18 protein-coding genes are annotated in these 21,033 nt (G+C 40.6%); 10 read left to right on the forward strand and 8 right to left on the reverse strand.

From position 1 onward, the window contains the following. Nucleotides 1–114 precede the first annotated feature (114 nt). The 3 genes from H6G41_RS25175 to H6G41_RS25185 form a co-directional block, all read right to left on the reverse strand. On the reverse strand, nt 115–1,098 hold the full coding sequence (locus H6G41_RS25175) for a glycosyltransferase family 2 protein (RefSeq protein WP_190749743.1): 984 nt from the start codon (nt 1,096–1,098) through the stop codon (nt 115–117). A gap of 7 nt (nt 1,099–1,105) precedes the next feature. Further along, nucleotides 1,106–1,768 carry a TVP38/TMEM64 family protein gene (locus tag H6G41_RS25180; RefSeq protein WP_190749745.1) on the reverse strand — a complete coding sequence of 221 codons (663 nt, stop codon included), beginning with the start codon at nt 1,766–1,768 and terminating at the stop codon, nt 1,106–1,108. Nucleotides 1,769–1,830: 62 nt separating this feature from the next. After that, nucleotides 1,831–3,018, reverse strand: a complete 1,188-nt coding sequence (locus H6G41_RS25185; protein ID WP_190749746.1) for an FAD-dependent oxidoreductase — start codon at nt 3,016–3,018, stop codon at nt 1,831–1,833. Nucleotides 3,019–3,271: 253 nt separating this feature from the next. Between H6G41_RS25185 and H6G41_RS25190 the strand changes: the two genes are divergently transcribed. The 4 genes from H6G41_RS25190 to H6G41_RS25205 all read left to right on the forward strand — a co-directional run bounded on the left by H6G41_RS25190 (nt 3,272) and on the right by H6G41_RS25205 (nt 7,621). Further along, a complete protein-coding gene (locus H6G41_RS25190) occupies nt 3,272–4,018 on the forward strand; it encodes a pentapeptide repeat-containing protein (protein ID WP_242038041.1) in 747 nt (248 codons plus the stop codon). Nucleotides 4,019–4,169: 151 nt separating this feature from the next. Further along, nucleotides 4,170–4,310, forward strand: a complete 141-nt coding sequence (locus tag H6G41_RS25195; RefSeq protein WP_190749748.1) for a hypothetical protein — start codon at nt 4,170–4,172, stop codon at nt 4,308–4,310. 30 nt (nt 4,311–4,340) lie between these two features. After that, complete coding sequence (locus tag H6G41_RS25200) at nt 4,341–5,810, forward strand: pentapeptide repeat-containing protein (protein WP_190749749.1); 1,470 nt, start codon at nt 4,341–4,343, stop codon at nt 5,808–5,810. 464 nt (nt 5,811–6,274) lie between these two features. Continuing rightward, nucleotides 6,275–7,621, forward strand: a complete 1,347-nt coding sequence (locus H6G41_RS25205) for a pentapeptide repeat-containing protein (protein WP_190749750.1) — start codon at nt 6,275–6,277, stop codon at nt 7,619–7,621. Nucleotides 7,622–7,785: 164 nt separating this feature from the next. Here H6G41_RS25205 and H6G41_RS36050 read toward each other — a convergent pair whose 3' ends face one another. Beyond that, on the reverse strand, nt 7,786–8,649 hold the full coding sequence (locus H6G41_RS36050) for a WGxxGxxG-CTERM domain-containing protein (protein WP_190749753.1): 864 nt from the start codon (nt 8,647–8,649) through the stop codon (nt 7,786–7,788). Nucleotides 8,650–9,487: 838 nt separating this feature from the next. Here H6G41_RS36050 and H6G41_RS25215 point away from each other — a divergent pair. From H6G41_RS25215 to H6G41_RS25225, 3 genes are all read left to right on the forward strand, one after another. After that, entirely contained in the window at nt 9,488–10,069 is a 582-nt protein-coding gene (locus H6G41_RS25215) for a hypothetical protein (protein WP_190749755.1), read from the forward strand. Between the two features lie 146 nt (nt 10,070–10,215). After that, a complete protein-coding gene (locus H6G41_RS25220) occupies nt 10,216–11,223 on the forward strand; it encodes a zinc-dependent alcohol dehydrogenase family protein (RefSeq protein ID WP_190749757.1) in 1,008 nt (335 codons plus the stop codon). Nucleotides 11,224–11,234: 11 nt separating this feature from the next. Continuing rightward, a complete protein-coding gene (locus H6G41_RS25225; RefSeq protein WP_190749759.1) occupies nt 11,235–13,484 on the forward strand; it encodes a pentapeptide repeat-containing protein in 2,250 nt (749 codons plus the stop codon). Nucleotides 13,485–13,839: 355 nt separating this feature from the next. On the opposite strand, the gene ilvN is transcribed toward H6G41_RS25225, so the two are convergent. Next, a complete protein-coding gene (gene ilvN / locus H6G41_RS25230) occupies nt 13,840–14,361 on the reverse strand; it encodes an acetolactate synthase small subunit (protein ID WP_096645640.1) in 522 nt (173 codons plus the stop codon). A gap of 276 nt (nt 14,362–14,637) precedes the next feature. On the opposite strand from ilvN, the gene H6G41_RS25235 reads away from it, so the two are divergent. Further along, nucleotides 14,638–15,024: a BON domain-containing protein gene (locus H6G41_RS25235; RefSeq protein WP_190749761.1), complete on the forward strand. Its 387-nt coding sequence runs from the start codon at nt 14,638–14,640 to the stop codon at nt 15,022–15,024. A 39-nt stretch (nt 15,025–15,063) separates the two neighbouring features. Here H6G41_RS25235 and H6G41_RS25240 read toward each other — a convergent pair whose 3' ends face one another. Beyond that, entirely contained in the window at nt 15,064–16,014 is a 951-nt protein-coding gene (locus H6G41_RS25240; RefSeq protein WP_190749763.1) for an alpha/beta fold hydrolase, read from the reverse strand. 677 nt (nt 16,015–16,691) lie between these two features. Here H6G41_RS25240 and infC point away from each other — a divergent pair. Both infC and H6G41_RS25250 read left to right on the forward strand, forming a co-directional pair. After that, nucleotides 16,692–17,225: a translation initiation factor IF-3 gene (gene infC, locus H6G41_RS25245; protein ID WP_190749765.1), complete on the forward strand. Its 534-nt coding sequence runs from the start codon at nt 16,692–16,694 to the stop codon at nt 17,223–17,225. A gap of 301 nt (nt 17,226–17,526) precedes the next feature. Further along, nucleotides 17,527–20,538, forward strand: a complete 3,012-nt coding sequence (locus tag H6G41_RS25250) for an MFS transporter (protein ID WP_190749767.1) — start codon at nt 17,527–17,529, stop codon at nt 20,536–20,538. Nucleotides 20,539–20,614: 76 nt separating this feature from the next. On the opposite strand, the gene H6G41_RS25255 is transcribed toward H6G41_RS25250, so the two are convergent. Then, nucleotides 20,615–20,917, reverse strand: coding sequence for a Uma2 family endonuclease (locus H6G41_RS25255; protein ID WP_190749777.1), 303 nt, complete (start codon nt 20,915–20,917; stop codon nt 20,615–20,617). A gap of 6 nt (nt 20,918–20,923) precedes the next feature. Further along, nucleotides 20,924–21,033, reverse strand: a 110-nt coding sequence (locus H6G41_RS25260; protein ID WP_190749769.1) for a transposase, incomplete at its 5' end; no start/stop codon positions are given.

Here is a 21,033-nt window from a genome sequence, read left to right on the forward strand (position 1 = left end):
TATTTGACCACATAAGGATCAAGATTCCAAGTAGTTATATGCTCTTAAATTTTAATTAATAAAATGGGGATATTTCCTCATAATCACTGGGGGAATTTGCTGTGCTGGTTAAAACTATTTTTCGTCTACCATACTCATGGGTTTTTGCCGTTCTGCATAATCCTCATAAAAACCTGCTACTTCTGCTAGGGTATAAAGCGGCCTTTGTTTTACTTCTTCATAAATCCGCCCAATATATTCACCCAAAATTCCAATACTAAATAGTTGTACGCCGCCAATAAAGAAAATAGCCATCAGAATAATAGCCATTCCAGTTAAGGAAGAATGGGGCTGAACAAGTCGCCAGTATAACACCATTACACACATGAATAGAGAAAGTACGGCGGCGAAAAATCCCATATAAGTGGAAAGTTGTAGAGGAACTTTAGAAAAGGAAACTAATCCATTAATTGCCAATGCTAAAGATTTCCGAAATGTATATTTAACTTCACCGGCAAACCGTGGATCGCGTTCAAATTTAATCGCTATTTGATTAAACCCAACCCAAGCACGCAATCCGCGAATGTAACGATTGCGTTCTGGCATAGCATTGAGTACGTCTACAACTTGACGATCTAATAAACAAAAATCCCCTGTATCTGTGGGGATATCAACATCTGCCAGATTCTTGAGAATGCGGTAAAAAGCATAGGCGGTGAAACGTTTAAACCACCCTTCTTGACGGCGTTGGATGCGTTGGGCGTAGACAATTTTATATCCTTGTCGCCATTTTTCTACCATATCGGGAATTAATTCGGGCGGATCTTGTAAATCGGCATCTAAAATCACAACTACTTTGCCGCGAACAAAATTTAGCCCAGCCGTCACAGCAATTTGATGTCCAAAATTTCGCGCCAAACTTAAGTAAACCACGCGCGAATCTTGTTGATGTAATTCCCGCATCATTTGTAAAGAGCGATCGCGGCTACCATCATTCACTAAACATAACTCTACCTCACCATCCATTCGATTCATCACTTGGGAAATGCGGCGATACATTTCTTGGATGGTTTCTTCTTCGTTATAAATCGGGACGATAAAAGAATACTTGGGTAGCATGATTAACTTAACGTTTGCGATGAAAGGGAAAACGGCGACGACGACGATACCAAGTAGATCCAGCCACTAGCATTCCTAATAAGGCCAAAGCGCCCACAAGTGGCATAACTTCGCCGGTACGGATTGCTTTTAAGCCAGAACTACCCAATAAAACAAATGGTAATACTGACGGTACAGTCCCTAAAACTGTGCCGATGAGGTAATCTTTAAAGCTGACTGATGATAGCCCAGCCGCGAAATTAACCAAACCGTAGGGCATTATCGGTAATAAACGAATGGCAAACATATAATAGACTCCACCTTGCTTAATTTCAGCGTCAATCGCTTGCCAACGCCCTGCTAGCCTTTTAGCTACTGCATCATGTCCAATTGTCCGGGCAAAGATAAAAGCCGCGATCGCGGCGACAATTGCCCCTACACTTGTCCAACATGTCCCCAGCCAAGGGCCGAAAATCGCACCCCCCGTTAAATTCAGGGCGGTGGAAGGTAATACTAAAATGGTGGCGATAACATAGATGACTACATAAGTTACAGGTGCCCAAATACCAGAGTTTTTCAACCAGGATTTAATTACATCAGGACTAATTCCCCCTAAACAATAGGCTGTTAGGGCAGTTGCTACCACACAAATAATAAATAATAAAATAAAACTAGTTTTAAAATTGAACATTAATCAAATTAATCCTAATAATTTATCCTACATAGTTCAGCTATGTTTTAGTCTTGGGGCTTTTAGTTCCCCAATTCCTTACTAAAGCGTTCCATAAAACGGCGATCTAGCCAATCTTTCCAATACCACAATAATTTATTTGGTGGTAAAGTAAATGCCCCTCTTGTAGCGATCGCGCTTCCATCTCCTGTACCAATTAAACTTAGATATTTTTTCTGCGGTACATAGGCTTTGAGAGGTTGACCTAATAAATATCGTCGTAAATTCTGATACAAAGGCTTACCTTGTCTAACAGCAAATACCCCAGCTTTAGGACGGGGATGATTGATCATTGTGGCAATATCACCAGCAGCGAAGACATCAGGGTGAGAGAGGGATTGTAAGGTATCTGCTACTAAAATAAAGCCTCGCTCATCAGTTCTTAGTCCTGTAGATTTTAACCAATCCGGTGCAGCAGCTTGAGTCACCCAAAAAATTTTGTCACAATCTACAGTTAATCCCGATTCACATTTAACTTGCAATCCCTGTTGATTTCCTGTCTCAGCAAGGGGTATGACTTGAGTAACATTTTCGCCTAAATGGAGTTTTATACCCCTTTGGGTGAGAATTTGCTCAACTAGACGCTGTACTGAATGATGATGCTTGGACATTAATTGGCGATCACGCTGGAATAAATGAACCTCTAGCATCGCTGACGGTGATAAAATTCGCTGTAACTGTGCTTCCATCGACAGCGCCAATTCTACACCACCTGCACCACCGCCTGCGATCGCAATGCTTAGCGGTTTTTGCGGATTTTTCTCCACATTTCTCAGTAATTGATACCAGTGTTTTAGCAGTCCGGACACTGGTTTAGCTGGAACCACATATTCTGCTGCATCTGATACAGATATTTTTGCGGGAGTACTGCCAATATCAACAGACAGTACATCAAAATCTACAGCAGGACGATTAGCACAAATTACTTTTTTATTTTGCAAATCTAGATTAATCACTCGATCAACATAGAACTGTGCATGGGCAAATTGGCTTAATAATCGTAAATCAATATGACATTCATTATGACTGTAAAAACCAGCAATATGTCCTGGAAGCATCCCCGAATAAGGAGTATCTGAATTTGTGCTAATCAAAGTTACACACACCCTAGGTAAAGGATTCATCCCTAACATTCTCAGCACAATTGCATGGCTGTGACCCCCACCAATTAGTACTAAATTTTTACAGATTGGTTTTTTCTCTGGCTGCATATGGCTAGTTTAGGCTAAGCTGTTACATTATCTATTGTCAGCAGATAAGTCACTTACTAAAAATTTTTGTTGATCGGATTTATTTCTCTGGCTAATATATATTACTGATTATTGCTAAATTAGAGTTATCAAGATTACTTACATTTCCTAGTGATATACTTACATAGCGGGTAAATTAATTTTTTAGTAGAGAATATCTAAATTATTAAAAGTAGCTTGGGGTATGTTCAAAGTAATTATAAGTGCTTACAATATGGCAAAAACTTGGAATCCTAGGAATATATTAATTTTAGAAAAAATCTATCAAGCCCTATTTCCTAACCAGAACCAAGTAGAACTTATTCCCCAATATTCTTATACGCAAAGTTTGCATCAAGCAATCGAACAGTTGGAACGTCAAAACAGAGAAATTAATCTAACTGTTTTTGAAGATCTAGCCACAATAGCGCAAGCAGATCCAAAATTACAGCGAAAAATTATGACAGCGCTGACAAATTTTATCCGCAATAATGCTGTGGAAGAAACTCAAATACAAGTCCAGGATAACCAATTATCAACAATTCGTGCTGATATCCAAGCAGCTTTATCAGTACTAGCTCACAGAAATGCGCAACAAGATAAAGAAAGCGAACCACTAGATTTAAGCCACATAGATATTAGAGGCGCTAACCTCTGTGGGGCAAATTTAGAGATGACAAACCTGTATCAAACTAATCTTTCAGGAGCAGACTTGTGTAGTGCTAATCTGCATGGAGCAATCCTCACTGCGGCAAATCTTTCCGGAGCAAACCTTTCTGGTGCTAACCTCAAAGAAGCAATTTTAAGTGCAGCTAATCTTAGAGGAGCAAACCTTTCAGGAGCCAACTTAAATCGAGCTAATTTATATTTAGCAAAACTTGATGGAGCTATTCTCAAGGATGCCACACTCAATGGAGCCAACCTGAGGGAGGCACAATTTTCTGATGTAGATATACTCATTAAGCCGATAGGTGACGGTTGATACTGCAATGAGGAATTGAGATGAAGGCAAGGAGGATGAGAAAGAGTAATGAGTAATGCCCAATACTTCTCTTCTCCCAAGGGGAGACGCTGCGCGTAGCTTGCTTCTCCGCAGGAGTACGACTTCGCTCAGTACAAGTGCCCAATGCCCAATGCCCAATGCCCAATGCCCAATGCCCAATGCCCAATGCCCAATGCCCAATGCCCAATGCCCCATTCCTAAAATCAGCCTTATGATACATATGCAAATAGTGAGCAAAATGCTATACTATTCAACCTCAGAATATAAGTAATAATCCTGAGTAGTGAGGAATATTTGTGCAATGTCTGCTAACAAGACAGGCGTACTGTTAAATTGGTTAATAGTCATAACAGTTATATTTGCGCTGTTATTGACTGTAATTGTCTTTGCATTGTCAAATATTCGGCAATTATCAATTCAACAACAAATACAATATGGAATTCAAGCATTAGCTACATTAGCAATTATTTTTTTAGGATTAGCATTGCTGGTGAATGCTTACTATGGAGCCAAGCGTGCCCAAGCTTTACATAAAAGTGCGATCGCTGCTGAAAAAAACATTGAACTTGCCATCCAAAATGCCAAACTCTCTCAAGAGCAGTTGATAGCCGAACGCTTTATGACAGCTATTGCCCAGCTTGGACATGACAAAAGCGAAACCCGCACGGGGGCTATTTATGCTCTAGAAAGAGTCGCCCAGGAATTCCCAACAGAACACTGGACAATTATCGAAATTCTCACAGCTTTTGTCCGCGAAAATGCACCTATTTCTCAGTACGAACAAACGCGCGAGGAAAACGTTGCACCTATAGATTTTGATAAGCATAAAAAAGATCGTTATCGCCCATCACAATTAGAGGTTAATATTCCCTACGAGTTCCCCAAGATTCGCACAGATATCCAAGTAGCTCTCACAGTTATAGGTAGGCGTAACTATTTAGAAGATAAAGAAAATCAGAAAATAGATTTACGCAATACAGATATTAGACAAGCCGACTTGCAAGGCGCTAACTTAGAACGTTTTGATTTGCGGGGTTGTGACTTATCTGGTGCGGATTTACGCGGCGCTGCTTTAGCAGGTGCAGATCTCAGTGGAGCGAAACTTTTTGGCTCGATTCTTTATGAAGCTAACTTGATCAAAGCTAACCTCAGGGGAGCTAATCTTGCTTGGGCTAACCTAAATCGCGCTAATTTGTCTGGTGCCAACATGCGGGGCGCTAACCTGACAAGCGCAAGTCTGCGTGCAGCTAACTTGCATGGCGCTAACTTGTATAAAGCTAATTTACAACAAGCCACCTTAAAAGTTGCCAATCTCTCCGCCGCCAAGTTATTTTTGGCTAACTTGCAAGGTGCAAAGTTGGGTAAAGCTAACTTGCAGATGACAGGATTAATTGGAGCAAATCTCCAAGGCGCTAACTTGAATGGAGCAAATCTCCAAGGTGCTAATTTAAATGCGGCGAAACTTCAGCAAACAGAAATCTTTTTTGCCAACCTGTCTGAAGCTAGCTTGGCTGAAGCTGACTTGCATCAAGCTAACCTCATAGGGGCTAACCTTTCGCAAGCGATTCTCTATGAAGCCAATCTACACGGGGCAAATCTGATGGGTGCTAACCTCTTCGGGACAAACTTTTGTGATGTCAAATTAGAAGGGGCAATTTTGACAGGGGTGAAAAATTTAGAATTACAACAAATTACAACAGCTCTAGGCGATCGCACAACTCGCCTACCTGATGATGTGGAAGCGCCTACCCACTGGCGTCAATCTAGTTAATATCAACATTTACGCCTGTAGCGCCGGAATTTTTGCTCAAAATCGCCAATTTTCATAATTATCACCGCGAGCGCACAACTAGCGATCGTCGTTAATTTAGCGTGACTTAATGAGTCAGCAATTTAATACTCTTAAGTGCATCAAAATGCATTATTTAGGTCTTGACTACGAATTTATTTACTGCTGAACGTGAAGGCGATCGCACACCTAGCCTATTGCATTGTTGATAGTTATGAGTAATTTTATCAATAAACCGTAAATACTAACTCATCTGAGTTTTTATAAGATTTGATTGCCCATAATTACAGTAATTTCTATTATTGCTAAGTAAATTTATAGAGATTTCTGGAACTATAAATTTATTGATTAATTAAGTCAGTGTATTTACTGTACTAAAAGGGATCAACAAATAATAGTATGGATAAGCCAAATTACATAAGAAGTCAGCAATGAAGACTCATAATATGTCTTTATTCAATATAAATAGACTCAATGCTTGGTATATATATACTCCTGCTATATTTTTTCTTGCAGTCTCTTTAATTATTAGCGCCTTTTTTATTTTTTCGGCAGTTTCCCTCATTCAAAAAATCGCCATCATTATTAAAATAATCACCGTAATCTCCCTTTTGGTATGGGGTATAGTACTTAGCGTTCATGCATACTATAGTGAAAAACTTTCTTTAGCAATCGGCCAAACTGTATTATCACAAATATTTTTAGGAATTATGGAGCGCAAGCAAAGCATTGATATCCAAGTAAATTCTCCCCAAGCAAATCCAGAAGAATTAATTGCCAAACGGTTTTCAGAAGCTATAGAACATCTAGGCAACGATAAGATAGAAACACGTTTTGCTGCTATATATGTTTTAGAAAGAATTGCTAGAGACTGTCCAAAATATCATTGGACAATTATGGAAATCCTTGCTGCTTTTCTCCGCCAGAATGCTGCTAACGATCAAGCTGAAGATAATTTTCCGAAAAAAGTCCCTACAGATATTCAAACAGCCTTGACTGTCATTGGCAGACGTAATACAGTTAACGATTTGGCAAATAATAAACTAGATTTACGCGATATCGATATCAGTGGCGCTGATTTGATGGCAGCCAATTTGGCTGGAGCCATCTTAATTGGAGCCAATTTACAATGGGTAAATTTGATCGGAGCCAATCTATCAAGCGCCAACTTAGCAGACGCTAATCTCTGCGGCGCAGTTCTTTACGAAGCCAACTTGAGAAAAGCAACACTAACAGAAGCGAATCTACAAGAAGCAGTTTTGCGAAAAGTGAATTTATCCAAAGCTGTAATGTATGAAGCTGATTTGCAAGGCGCAATTTTGTATGATGCCAACTTACAAGACGCAATACTTGAGAACGCTAATTTAGAAGCAGCTATTCTTTGCGACACTAACTTAGAAGGGGCAAATTTAGAAGGAAGCAACCTTTTTGGCGCAAACCTAATTGGTAGTAACTTGCAAGGTGCAAAAATGATTGGTGCCAATTTAGAGGGTGTATTATTCAGTACAGCTAACCTACAACAAGCTAACCTCTATGAGGCTAATTTAGAACAAGCTAATTTCTACGAAGCTAATTTACAACAGACAATTCTGACTGGTACGAACTTAAATCAAGCTATTCTCCAGAAAGCGAGAGTTTTTGGAGCAGACATGACTAGATGCGAAAATTTAGAATCACAGCAACTAGAGTTAGCTTTTGGCGATCGCACAACTGTTTTACCAGAAAACCTGACAATACCGGAAAATTGGTGTCCCAATATAGCCGATGTTTCGGTTTTTGAAGCGGAAACTTAACCAGCAAGCCTAATTTCCTAGCTGATTCACCAATTAATCCCACGCTTACCCTAAAGGTGAGACGTGGGATTAATTTTGATGGGTAAATCGGTAATTGCACCAAACTATGTACTTGATAGAAATAGGCTTGAAACCCTTACAAATGACTAATGACTAATGACAGCTTAATATCTTGAGCCTGAACCTGTGACTTGATTAGGATCTTTATAAGCGCGAGGAGTTTTGCGATTACGAGCTAAACCCGCTAAACCCGCTAAACCAAGCAATCCTAGCCAACCCCAATCAATACCGCGATCGCTTCTTACATTAGTGGTTTCGCGTAACGAAGGGTTAGTTGTAGTCGTATCAGTGCCAGTAGTACCCGTGGTACCTGTGCCTGTAGGATCTGTTGTATCCGTAGTACCTGTGCCTGTAGTATCAGTAGCACCTGTACCCGTAGTACCTGTGTCGGTAGTGCCTGTACCTGTGGTTCCTGTGCCTGTAGTACCTGTGTCGGTAGTGCCTGTACCTGTAGTACCTGTGCCGGTGGTTCCCGTTGCACCTGTACCCGTAGTGCCTGTACCTGTAGTACCTGTGCCGGTGGTTCCCGTTGCACCTGTACCCGTAGTGCCTGTACTTGTAGTACCTGTGTCGGTGGTTCCCGTTGCACCTGTACCCGTAGTGCCTGTACTTGTAGTACCTGTGCCGGTGGTTCCCGTTGCACCTGTACCCGTAGTGCCTGTACTTGTAGTACCTGTGCCGGTGGTTCCCGTTGCACCTGTACCCGTAGTGCCTGTACCTGTAGTACCTGTGCCGGTGGTTCCTGTAGTACCTGTACCCGTAGTGCCTGTACCTGTAGTACCAGTGGTACCTGTAGTACCTGTACCCGTAGTTCCTGTACTGCCACCAGAGGAACCACTACCACCAGAGGAACCACTACCACCGGAAGAGCCTGATTGAGCAGAAACTGATATAGATAACGGTACAGCAACAAAACTCACAGCAAAGATACCAGCCAAAACAAATTTGGATAAATTCAAAGGTCTCATGATTATTTTTCCTTATATTGTCTAGATTCTTGTAGTTAATAGATTGTCAACCACGCCGTTAACGACTCAAACTGCTACTAAACTCTGTATTTGTAGGCACGACACATTAATAACCCTGCCAAATAATGACAACAGGACTGAAAACATTGAAATATATAGGATTAAGAAAAAGCCTCAACAGTTTTCAACGGGATTTAAACCACATGAAGATTATCACTAGATTCATAACTATCTTCATCTTCTGAAACAAGTTGTGTTTTGAGTATGAACTTGGCGATTAACTGATTGCATCAGCTTGGCTTGATCGAGATAGTAATTCTCTACCCTCGTAAAAACCCCCACGACGGTTTGCTATGCGTCGAGGTAACTTTGACTAAGAATAACTTCTGCTTTTTATCTAAACGTCTACCATAGGATTAAAACCACTTCTATCCAAAGTATTAGCCTGTCATCAATACCAGATTTTTTTGTCCTTGGACATATCTTTTATTCGGCATCTTGAATATTTAGGAGTGATAGCAGTACAGTTGTTCATATTACTGTCTACATTACTTGGGGATAATCTATAAAGTAATCAGTTTTAGTTACTAAAATCTGTGGTTATTAAGTCGGATTTCCTTTAGTATCAGTCAGACTAAAATAAACACTTTAATACTGGGTTTTATGGACATAGGAAGTTATATTCATTTTTGATAAAATCTCTAAAAAATCTTGAATACATCTAATGATAGATAGAAAATTACCAAAAAATAACCATATAATTTATTTCCATTTTAATAAAAAAAGATTTTTGATCAAAATCCTCACATTTAACATTTGAGAATTTTAAGATAACAGTATGACCATAGTTCCAAGAAATAATCGTCCTCAAACTGTAATATCTCCAGAGAACTTAGCACATCAACGTCTTGCAGCTGAACGAATGCAAGATGTTCACCTTTTATTAAAAAATTTAGCTAATAGTGAAGAAGCTACTATTAAGCTGATTATTGATTGTCTTTATGATATTGGCTCAGTAAACTTAATTAACCGCCGATTGCAGTTCCGTCCTTTAAACCGGACAATAAAACTAATTGCCAAAATGTCTAAACCTGTGTTTAGAGTTATTGCCTGGCATTGGTTTGAAAAAAATTGTCCGCAGTTAATTACTAACTGGTTAGAAATAAAGGTTGCTTTTGAAGATCCAACAGATTTACCTCAAGAAATTGCTGTGGAAACTTCACAAATCAAACCATATTCTCAGTTAGAAATAGATAATATGAACCGAGAGCTTAACTATTTGCGTCAGCAAGTTAGATGGCTAGCTGGGGTTTGTATAGTTGCGCTATCTGCTTTAGGTGTCACAGTTACTACACTCACCCGCAACCCAGAAGCACCCTTACAAAGTACACAGCAAATTCAATTGCAGACGCATCCTTAGTTTCTAGAGGTTGAGATCTTTAAATTAGTTAAATTAGGGCGATCGCTTTTTCTCTGTTATCCTGAGCATCTTCATGGTGTTTAATGAGCTAAAGTTGCAAATATGCAAATAATTGTGCATCTAGCTTCAGCCATGAGGAAAAAGTTATGAAAGCAGTGTTAATGACAGCAGCTGGAAGTCCTAACGTGCTGCAAATCCAAGAAGTGACAAACCCTGCTGTTCCTGTAGGAGATACTGAACTTTTAGTACGCTTGGTAGCAGCTGGTATAAATCCTATTGATACAAAATTACGTCAACGCGGTACATTCTACCCCGAACAAATGCCTGCCATTCTCGGATGTGATGGTGCAGGTGTTGTAGAAGCCGTTGGTGCTGGGGTACAGCGCTTTCGTCCAGGAGACGCGGTGTATTTTTGCTATGGCGGTTTAGGCGCTTACCAAGGTAATTATGCTGAATATACCATCGTTGATGAGCGCTTTGTGGCACATAAACCAGCTTCCGTATCCTTTGCCACAGCCGCAGCTGCACCCTTAGTACTAATTACCGCCTGGGAAGCTTTATATGAACGGGGAAGATTAGAACCGAAAGAAAAAGTTTTAATTCATGCTGGTGCTGGTGGCGTTGGCCATGTAGCCATTCAACTAGCTAAACTCAAAGGTGCTAATGTCGCCACCACCGTCAGTTCTGAAGATAAGGCGAACTTTGTCAAACAATTAGGTGCTGACAAAGTAATTTTTTACAAACAAACCGACTTTGTACAAGCCGCCTTAGATTGGACTGGTGGCGATGGGGTAGACTTAGCTTTTGATACTGTTGGCGGCGAAACCTTTCACAAAACCTTCCCAGCCGTGCGGGTATATGGCGACATTGTGACAATCCTAGAACCAGATGCCAATACTGTATGGAAAGCAGCGAGAATTCGTAACCTCCGCATCGGTTTGGAACTGATGTTAACACCCATGCTGCAAGGAATGGTGGAAGGACTTCAGCACCACGCCGAAATTCTCCAACATTGTGCAACTTGGATTGATGAAGGTAAGCTAAAAATCCATGTCAGCCACAAATTTCCTTTAGCAGAAGCAGCAAAAGCTCATCAATTACTTGAAAGTGGGTCTATCACAGGTAAAATTGTTCTGCTGATTAGCAATGAATAGTAAAAAACAATTTGAGTAAATTATCTTTAAAACCCAAAGGATCGCAAAGGTTATACGCAGAGGTACGCAAAGTAGTTTCTCTGCGCTCCTCTGCGGTGTACTCTGTGTTCCTTTGCGTTTTATTAATTCTTCTACTTTTATTTCCCTTACCAGCCACCGCAGTTCAAACTTCACTTCAACGCACACCTTTAACCCTGGAATTATTACAAGAAAGATTACGGACACCAATACTCCGCGAAGGGAATTTAACAATAGATTTGCGACAGATGGTGATTGATTTACGCCCCGAAAACGCCAATTTCCGTGATACTTTTTATCAATTGATGCGTAAAGAATTACAAAAACCACGCGCAAAACCTTTGGGTTTAGACCTCAGCTATTCTCTAATTCAAGGGGATTTTATGGGTAACGATTTAGGCTTAAGAACTCCTCTCTACGCCCAAGAAATAGCGCCAATTTTTACCCCAAGTGAACAAGAACAACTAGAAAGTTTGCGCCTGGTTTGTTTGCGATCGCTCGCTGTGGGTTTCTCTAACTCTAAAGATTGTCGCTCGCTTTTAGGTACGCAATCAGCAGCAAGTGAAATTACTGTATTTCGCGGTTCGTTAACATTAGTACAAACTCGTTTTAATGGTGAAGTTTGGTTTTCTAATATCTTCTTTCTGCAATCTGTAGATGCTCAAGGAGCAATTTTTGTTCAGCCAACTCACTGGAATGAAACTAGATTCAGTCGTGATGTCAGCTTTACTGGTGCGACTTTTCGACATTTGAGCAATTTTCAAGAAAGTATTTTTTTTAATAAAGGTAGTTTTAAGCAGTCTCAATTTCAAGAAACTGCTGACTTTCAACACAGCATATTTGCAGGTAATGCTAACTTCAACCAAGTCAATTTTAAGCAGTTGACAAAATTTAATAGCGTGCAATGGCTAGGAAATACTGATTTTTCAGAGGTACATTTTTTCGGACAAGCACAGTTTACTAAAGCGGATTTCGAGCAATTTTTTTTATTAACAGATGCGACTTTTGACCAAGCAGTGATTTTTCGCGAAGCCCAGTTTGATCAATCGGTGAGTTTACGAGGCGCTAGCATTATCAACCTGGCAGATTTTAGCGATGCAAATTTTGCTCAGGATGCTTTTTTAACTGTGGCTGGTTTAAGTTTTAACTCGAATCAAGCGAAAATTTTAGGTAATTCTGGCGATATTGGTAAGAGATTTTGCGTCCCGACTTTGCAAGGGAATCAAAACGTTTTGCGTAATTTAGGACAAAATTTTCGTCAGCAACAGCAAATTGCGGATGCTAACCAACTGGAGTATACAAAACAGCGATTGCGATTGAAGGAGTTAAGTCACCGATTGCTGTCTACAAATATTAATAAGGCTCCTTTAGCTAGTTTAAAGAGATTAGGTTTTACTGCCAACCAAGCAGAAGCGATCGCCCAACGGCGTCAAGTTAAATTATTTCGTAACAGCAGTGAATTACTGACTTTAGCAGACATTGATTTAGACACCTATAACCAATTGCGCGATCGCCTGATTGTCAGCGAACCTTTATCCTTAGGTAGCTGGTTACTTTTAGCTTGGAGTTGCTTAGCTTTGAGTCTACTGCTGCTACTGAGTGGCTATGGTACAAATATTTGGCTCGTCTTTGGTGTTGGTGGTGTAGCGATCGCTTTTTTTGGCTTGCTATTTTGGCTAGTCGATCGCTATCGTCGTCTGCGTCCCGTGGCGATTATTCCTACATATTACGAAACTATATCTATATTAGTTAGTTTTACTTGCTTAGAATTTTTCAGCTTATTAGCCATCTTTCGCAGTGCAGAACAACCTTGGCTGACACTAGGATGTCTGTTAATGATTATTGTCCCCATACCAATAATCTTATTAATGCGACTCTATCAGCAAGGCCGCTATCACGATTTATTGGACGTTTCTTACTTCACAGAAGATGGAACCTTCCGCCAGCTGCGATTGCTGATTGGACGCTTACCAGTGATTCCCCGAAACCCCACATTCCGTGATCGCTATATGCATCTTTTGTGGGATCGCCACTGGAACTGGCTGAATTATTACGATTTTAGCTTGAATAACTTAGTACGGTTGGGATTTAACGATATTCGGATGCGAGATGAGCATCTACCTAGCATCATCGCCACACTGGGCTGGTATCAGTGGAGCTTGGGTTTATTGTATATCACCTTAGTATTGTGGACTCTTTCCCGCACCATCCCCGGATTGAACTTGCTGATTTACCTCAAGTAAAGGGAAACGGAAAATGCTTTCATATTCCTATTCCACCAACCCATCCGTGGGGTGTAATTATTTGAATTGGTATAGCCTTAGCTAGATAGATTAGGACATCAAGCTAAGATAAAATCCTGACAATAAAAGCCTTTCCAGCCTGTAACCAGTCAACAGTCAACAATCAACAGCTATATAACCTTCCCCACCCATAAAATAAAAAAAGAAAAAATCAGTTAAAGGTAGGACACCCTACCTCTAACCGAAATCAAAGCATTTTGTAACCAAATACCAAATTCAATATCACACATGGTTTTGACGTTGGTATTACAAAATCATGACAACAGTGCGGCCATAGCAAATATGTTCAATTTTGCTAACTCACCTTTGCTTCCAAAGATTTGAGTAATTCAGTATTGACACCCGACTCACGGGTCAAAGAAATTTTACCAGTGCGGGCGATTTCCCTCAGACCAAACTTCTGTAGTACCTGCACAATAGCCACTAATTTACCGGGATCGCCTACTACCTCCAGCGTCAGAGAATCTTCCGCCACATCTACCACTCGCGCCCGAAAAATTTGTGATAGTTCGATCACTTCTGAGCGGTTGCTGCTAGTAGCATTCACCTTGACAAGCATTAACTCTCTTTCAACACAAGGAGTTTCGGTAATGTCCTGCACCTTCAGAACATTCACCAGCTTGTATAATTGCTTAGTCAGCTGTTCAATCACGCGATCGTCGCCAGGTACCACCATCGTGATCCGCGAAACTCCTCCCTGTTCAGCGGGGCCAACAGCAAGGCTTTCTATATTAAAACCGCGACGGGCAAATAAACTCGAAATGCGGGACAGAACACCCGCCTCATCTTCTACCAAAACTGAAAGGGTATGTTTCATATTTGCCAACACAGGCTCAGGCTTCATTTTACTAATCAAAACATTAGCTAATGTTCGCCCTACACGTACTGCCTACTAAATTTCTAAATAAATCTGATCTCTAATTTTAAACTCAAGACTGCACTGATTAAACTTTTAGAGCGAGTGAAAATTGCACATAAATCATCCTGTAAGCATAAACCCTTGAGAATATATATCTTTTTACTGACAGATGTGAAAAATCCCTAGGAATTTTATCCTCAGATTGTATAAACCTGTTATAGGAGAAAAGATTTTATGGGTTGGCTCAAAAGACTATTTGGATTAGAAAAGCCACAAAACGCAGAAGTAAACCCTACTCCCCAAGCAGTACCGCAAACTTCTAATGCAAACTTTGCACCTGAGACTACTGCACCTTCTACTGCTACTCAATCTATTCCCCCAGAACGTTTAGGTTTAAATGGAGAATACGATCAAAGTGGTTTAGCCAAGCGGGTAGCGCTAGCTTTTGACCAAGATTCGCAACTGGATGATATTAATACCCTCTGGGTTGCTCAGACAGGAGGAACTGTGGTGCTTAAAGGTAAAGTTCCCAGCCAAGACATTCTTAATAGAATGGTCTCTGTAGCTCGTTCAGTTAATGGGGCTACAGGCATTGATACTAACCAAGTGACGATAGGCTAGTCGCAGCAAACTAGGATTTAAGTCCTGACTATGACACATTTATTTTGGGAAATTCGCCAGATGTTGAGTATCATCAAGGCACTGATTAATCCAATTTAAAATTGCCTGGTTTACTTGTTCTGGACTTTCATCATGGGGACAATGACCCACATCTTCTAAGTTCAGTACTTGCAATTTCTCATTATATTGAGCAAATTGATTCGCAAGTATTGGCGGCACAAATCGGTCTTTTTGTCCCCAAATCAACAGCATGGGAATTGTCAAACTGGGCAACATAGTCTTGACACTAGGGCTAAAGTTCACACCCATAGCCGCTTTAAACAAGGCACTAAAAGCACGAGCAGAACCTCTATCTTGCGGCGGCCCGGCTAAAATATCTATCAGTTCATCGGTAATTGCCTCTGGGTTAGCATAGGCAAGACTAGCCCAACGGCGTAATACATGAGGTTGGCGCACAAAATTAAATACAGGTTTAAGTACTATCGGAGAAGCGACTATCTTTTTAATCGTTGTAATAATCGGCATTAGAATTGGTCGCAGTGCTGCGGGGATTGCTTCTTGCTCTAATGTAGGATCGGGCAAACTCATCATTACTATCCCTTGCACCATCTCAGGATGGGCAGCAGCAGCGGCTAAAGATATAAGTGAACCATTGGAATTACCAATTAATATGACTGGTTGACGAATAAAAGCTTTCCAAAAGTCATAAACTTGTTCTACCCAAAGTTCTACGCTGTAGTTCACCGAGGCTTTTTCCGAAGCGCCAAAACCCAACATATCTAGAGCGTATACTGTGTGATGTTCTGCCAATACTTCTAAATTGTGTCGCCAATGCCCGATGGAAGCACCAAAACCATGCAACAAAATTAAGGGTACTGTCTTTTGCTGATTTTGGTCAGAGCGGATATAAGTATAGCGGGTTTGCCAACCTCGCCAAATCCAGTCCCTTTGATTACCAACCCGCTGTTGCCAGTTTAGCCCAGTTGTCACACTTACCTCCCGTTCCTGATTTTGCAAATGCTCTTAATTTCCATATTAAAAGCTTGACATCAAGAATCTCGGTTCTACCCCAGCCTAACGACTACCCCGAATCAATATACTAATTGCATGAATTCTCAAAACCTCACTTTAAACCTGATTAACTAAGGTTTTAGCTTTAGTTTTACCCCACTCTAACCATCACTGCGATTAAGTGGGTATTCTTTGGGATTTAAGAAAAAATTCGACTTGTGTGTACACGATAGCTGGGAATTGGGGCATAGGGAGATAAATTAATGAGCAATGACCAATTAGCAATGATCATTGTAAATTTTTGTATAAAATATTACAATTTATTGGTAACAAGGTATTTTATATGTAATCTTGCTATTCTGGAAATATAGTTGTAAAACTAAATGTCAATTAGTTGTTAAACCATTGATACAATACTTAATGCTTCTCTAAGTTGTGTAATTTAGATTAACAATTTCAGAGAAATTCTCTCAGACTGAGTAGAATGACAAATACAGACTAAGTCTCAACCACCTTATGGATTAGCTAAGCTATAACTGTAAGGTTAATTTTTAAGTCCTCAGCTATTTTAGTACTTTATCCTGAGGCGAACCGATCAAAAACTCAGCCAATCAAGACCAAGCCAAATTCTTAACAAAGAGCTCCCACGAATCATAATGCCTGTGATTGAGAAAAAAAGAACTCGCGATCTGCCCCAAATTAACGAACGTATTCGCTTCCCGAAAATTCGCGTCATTGACACTGATGGTGCTCAATTGGGAATTATGCCCCCTCACGAAGCACTACAGCTAGCGGAAGAAAAAGAGTTGGATTTAGTGCTGCTAAGTGATAAAGCTGATCCGCCGGTTTGCCGGATTATGGATTACGGGAAATACAAGTTTGAACAAGAGAAGAAGGCGCGGGAAGCTCGGAAAAAGCAGCACACCGCTGATGTTAAGGAAGTGAAGATGCGCTATAAGATAGAAGAACACGATTACAATGTGCGTGTCAAGCAAGCAGAGCGCTTTCTCAAAGATGGGGATAAAGTTAAAGCTACTGTGATGTTCCGGGGTCGAGAAATCCAGCACAGTGACTTAGCAGAAGAGTTACTCAAGCGAATGGCGACTGATTTGGAGCCATTTGGTGAGGTGCAGCAAGCACCGAAAAAAGAAGGTAGGAATATGATGATGCTCATCTCTCCTAAAAAGTAATGTTCAAGTAATGTTCTTCGTTCTTCGCCAGAAGTATAAACCACAATTGAAGATTTAAAGCCGATATACCAGTCGGCAGAATTTCTCCAAACATGATAGTCCTGAACGCTGAGAGGGAAAAATAAGACTCAGTTGTTCAGGACTTTTGCCATTTCTAGGTAAGTTCTGTGGCAATTATTTTTAGGGGCTAGGGGCTAGGGAAAAAATCAATGCCCAATGACACCAGTTGCTTCAACGGGGGGAACCCCCGCAACGCACTGGCTCCCCAATGCCCCGTAAATATACCAGAACGAAAAGCAGAATGGAACTCAAAAATACCTGGTTAACGGCAAATCGAGGCATTCTGTCCCGACTGCTACAGTGGTTGAATCTCCGACCTGAGGAAAGCGAACGGACATGGATGATGTTTATTTTTTATACAACTGTTTCTGTAGGTTTACGGTGGGCGGAAGACAGTACAGTAGCGTTATTTTTAGATGAATATGGTGCTAATCCTTTACCTTGGATGTATATTGCTAGTGCATTCCTTGGCTTTGGACTAGTTTTTTTATACTCTTGGTTACAAAAGATTTTCCCCTTGCGTTGGGTAATTGTGGCGATCGCACCTTGTATGGTGATGCCATTAATTTTATTGGTGTTCTTGCATTCGGGAATACATGTTTCTTATTTAACAGTTATTGTTATATTTTTGATGAGGCTTTGGGTAGACGCACTTTATGTAGTCAATGACCTCAATACTTCGATCGTCGCTAATCAATTATTTAATATTCGCGAGATTAAGCGCACCTATCCACTGGTAAGTAGTGGTTTGTTGGTAGCTGATGTGATCAGCGGTTTTAGTTTGCCTTGGCTAGTAGCATTCGCTAAGCTAAATAAGGTAATTGTCATCGCTTGTGTGGTGATGATGATCGGCACCGGAATTCTTTTCTATCTGAGTCATCACTATCGAGAAGCATTTCCTGATGCACCACAAAGACTAAATACTTCCGAATCAACTTCTCGACATCGCCGCCTGCAAACACCACTCAAACATTATATATGGCTGCTATTTGCCTTTGTTGGTCTTTTGCAAGTGATTGGATTGCTCATAGATTTCCAATATCTGCGCGAATTGAAATCTAATTTTGGCGATCGCGATTTAGCTAGTTTTTTGGGATTGTTTGGTGGGATTGTTGGACTGTGTGAGTTAATGACACAGTGGTTTATTTCTAGCCGCTTGATTGAACGTGTAGGAGTATTTTTTGCGGCGGCGCTGTTACCAATTACTGTAGGCTGTTTGATCCCAGTGGGAATCACCTTATTTAATGTGATGACTGGGGTGCAATTGCCAAACTTTTTCTGGGGGTTAGTAATTCTCAAGTTCTGTGATGAACTTTTGCGCTACACCTTTATCATGAGTAGCGGCCCTGCACTTTATCAACCAATTCCCGAACGAGTTCGCAGCCGGACGCAAATATTATCGGGGGGAACAGCAGAAGCGATCGCTACTGGTTTGGCGGGAGTAGTAATTTTTGTAACTTTATTGGTTTGCGATCGCTATGTCCCAGAAGCACTACAAAAATGGGTATTTATCATCGAAACCGTGATAGTGGCGGGGATATGTTTAAGAGTAGTAATGTTACTGCGATCGCGCTATGTTGACCTCTTAGTTTTAAGCGCAGATCGCGGCGAACTCAGTGCTACCAACGTAGGCTTGCGTGTTTTTCAGCAAGGAGTAGTCAAAGCTTTAGGAGAAAAGGGCAGTTTAGCAGATAAACGCTCTTGTATTGAACTTTTAGCCCAAATCGATTTACATGGCGCGGTAGAAGTTTTAGCACCCCTATTAGTGAAATTACCGCCAGATTTGCAATGCCAAAGCTTGGAAGTTATGTTGATGGCTGAGGCTAACCCGCTTTATTTACCCTATGTTCGCCCTTTATTGGAACAGTCTCAAGGTGATGTGACACCAGAGGTATTTGCTTTAGCTTTGCGCTATGTTTGGCTGGCAGAACCACATCCTAATTTAAGCTTATTAGAAGAGTATCTGCACCCACGACAACATTCACTCATCCGCGCCACCGCCGCCGCTTTACTACTGCGTCAGGGAACGCCAATGCAAAAAGTTGCGGCAACTAAAGCCATGCGGCGAATGCTAACTCATAAAAATGAACGAGAACGGGTAAATGGGGTCAAAGCTTTAAGAGAAGCCGTTTATTTGCAAGCTTTACGGATTTATATTCCCAATTTATTGCAAGATGAGTCCTTACGGGTGCGCTGTTCTGTCTTAGAAATGATTGCAGCTACTCGGTTAGAGGAATATTATTCGGCACTTTTGGGGGCACTATATTATAAATCTACCCGCAGCACAGCAATGCGTGCCTTAGTGCAACTAGAAAATGAAGCTATAGAAATGCTGTTGCATTTAGCTACCAATATTTACAAACCTGAACTAGTAAGGATTTACGCTTGGCGTACCATTGCCCAAATAGGTACTTCAGAAGCTGTGGATTGTCTGTGGCAAAACTTAGAACAATCTTGGGGTTCTACTAGAACTCATATTTTGCGCAGCCTTTTAAAAATACATAAACAACCAGAAATTAAAAGCTTAGAGGATCAATTTTATGAAGGTAGGGTAGAGACTTTAATTAAGGAAGAATTGAAATTTTTAGGTGATATATATGCAGCTTATATCGACTTTACACTCCAACAAAATCTCAAAAACCAGGACGCAAAAGTAGTTTTTGAATTACTACAACGCGCACTGTTAGAGCTAGAAATAGATGTGCAAGAAAGATTATTAATGCTACTGAAGTTACTTTATTCTCCAGAAAAGATGCAAGCAGCAGCATTTAATATCAGGTCTGATTCAGGAGTTAACTTAGCGCGAGGTTTGGAAATTCTTGACCATACAGTGAATCTCTCTTGTAAATCTTTGTTGCTGAATATTTTAGATCGGCGATCGCACGAAGAAAAACTTTATCTCCTGACAGCCGCAGGGTTAGGAGAATATCAACAATTATCAATTAGTGACAGGCTACGTCGGTTGTTGACAATCTCTAATTTCCTCTCGGAATGGTGTTTAGCTTGCTGTTTTCATTTTGCCCAAGTCAGCCAGATTCGCTTGACTGTCCCGGAAATTATGATTGCTTTGCGCCATCCCACTGGCTTTGTCAGGGAAGCAGCGATCGCTTATCTTAGTGTGGTATCACACCGTATTATTTTAAAACTTTTACCTCAACTGCAAAAAGATAAACACCCGCTTGTGATAGCTCAAGTTAAAAAGTTGATGACACAATATCAAGCCCAAAATTACAGAGTTGAGCAGGAAGTTTAGAAAATTTTTCATGTCGAGGTTATGCTTAAGCGACCCAAGAATCCCCCGTTTTATAAACGGGGGATTGTCAAAATACCTAAGCGATAGGTCTTAACATTTCCCGCACTGTAATCATGCAATCAGGAAATACCAAAGGTGAAATTTCCACATTTTCTGCGAGAATCGTCTCACTTTGATAACCTTGCGGACTGGGTAAGCGATAAACATGAAGCTTGCGCCTATTTACATCTAAAACCCAGTAATCCACAATACCAGACTTGGCATAAATAGAAGCTTTCACCTCTGTATCATATTTGAGGCTAGTATCAGCTACTTCAATAATTAAAAATATTTCCGATGGCGTAGGATGGTAATCTTCAGGTTCTTTAGTACTTGTTATGCTAAACTAACAATTAAAATGCCAGTTTAACAAGCATCTAATTCGGAAGTTTTCAAAGTTTCTAAATCCATAAGCCGAGCGTTTTATTAGCTTGAGCTTGTTATTGATACCTTCTA

Source organism: Tolypothrix sp. FACHB-123, from assembly GCF_014697075.1.
Taxonomy (GTDB): Bacteria; Cyanobacteriota; Cyanobacteriia; order Cyanobacteriales; family Nostocaceae; genus Aulosira.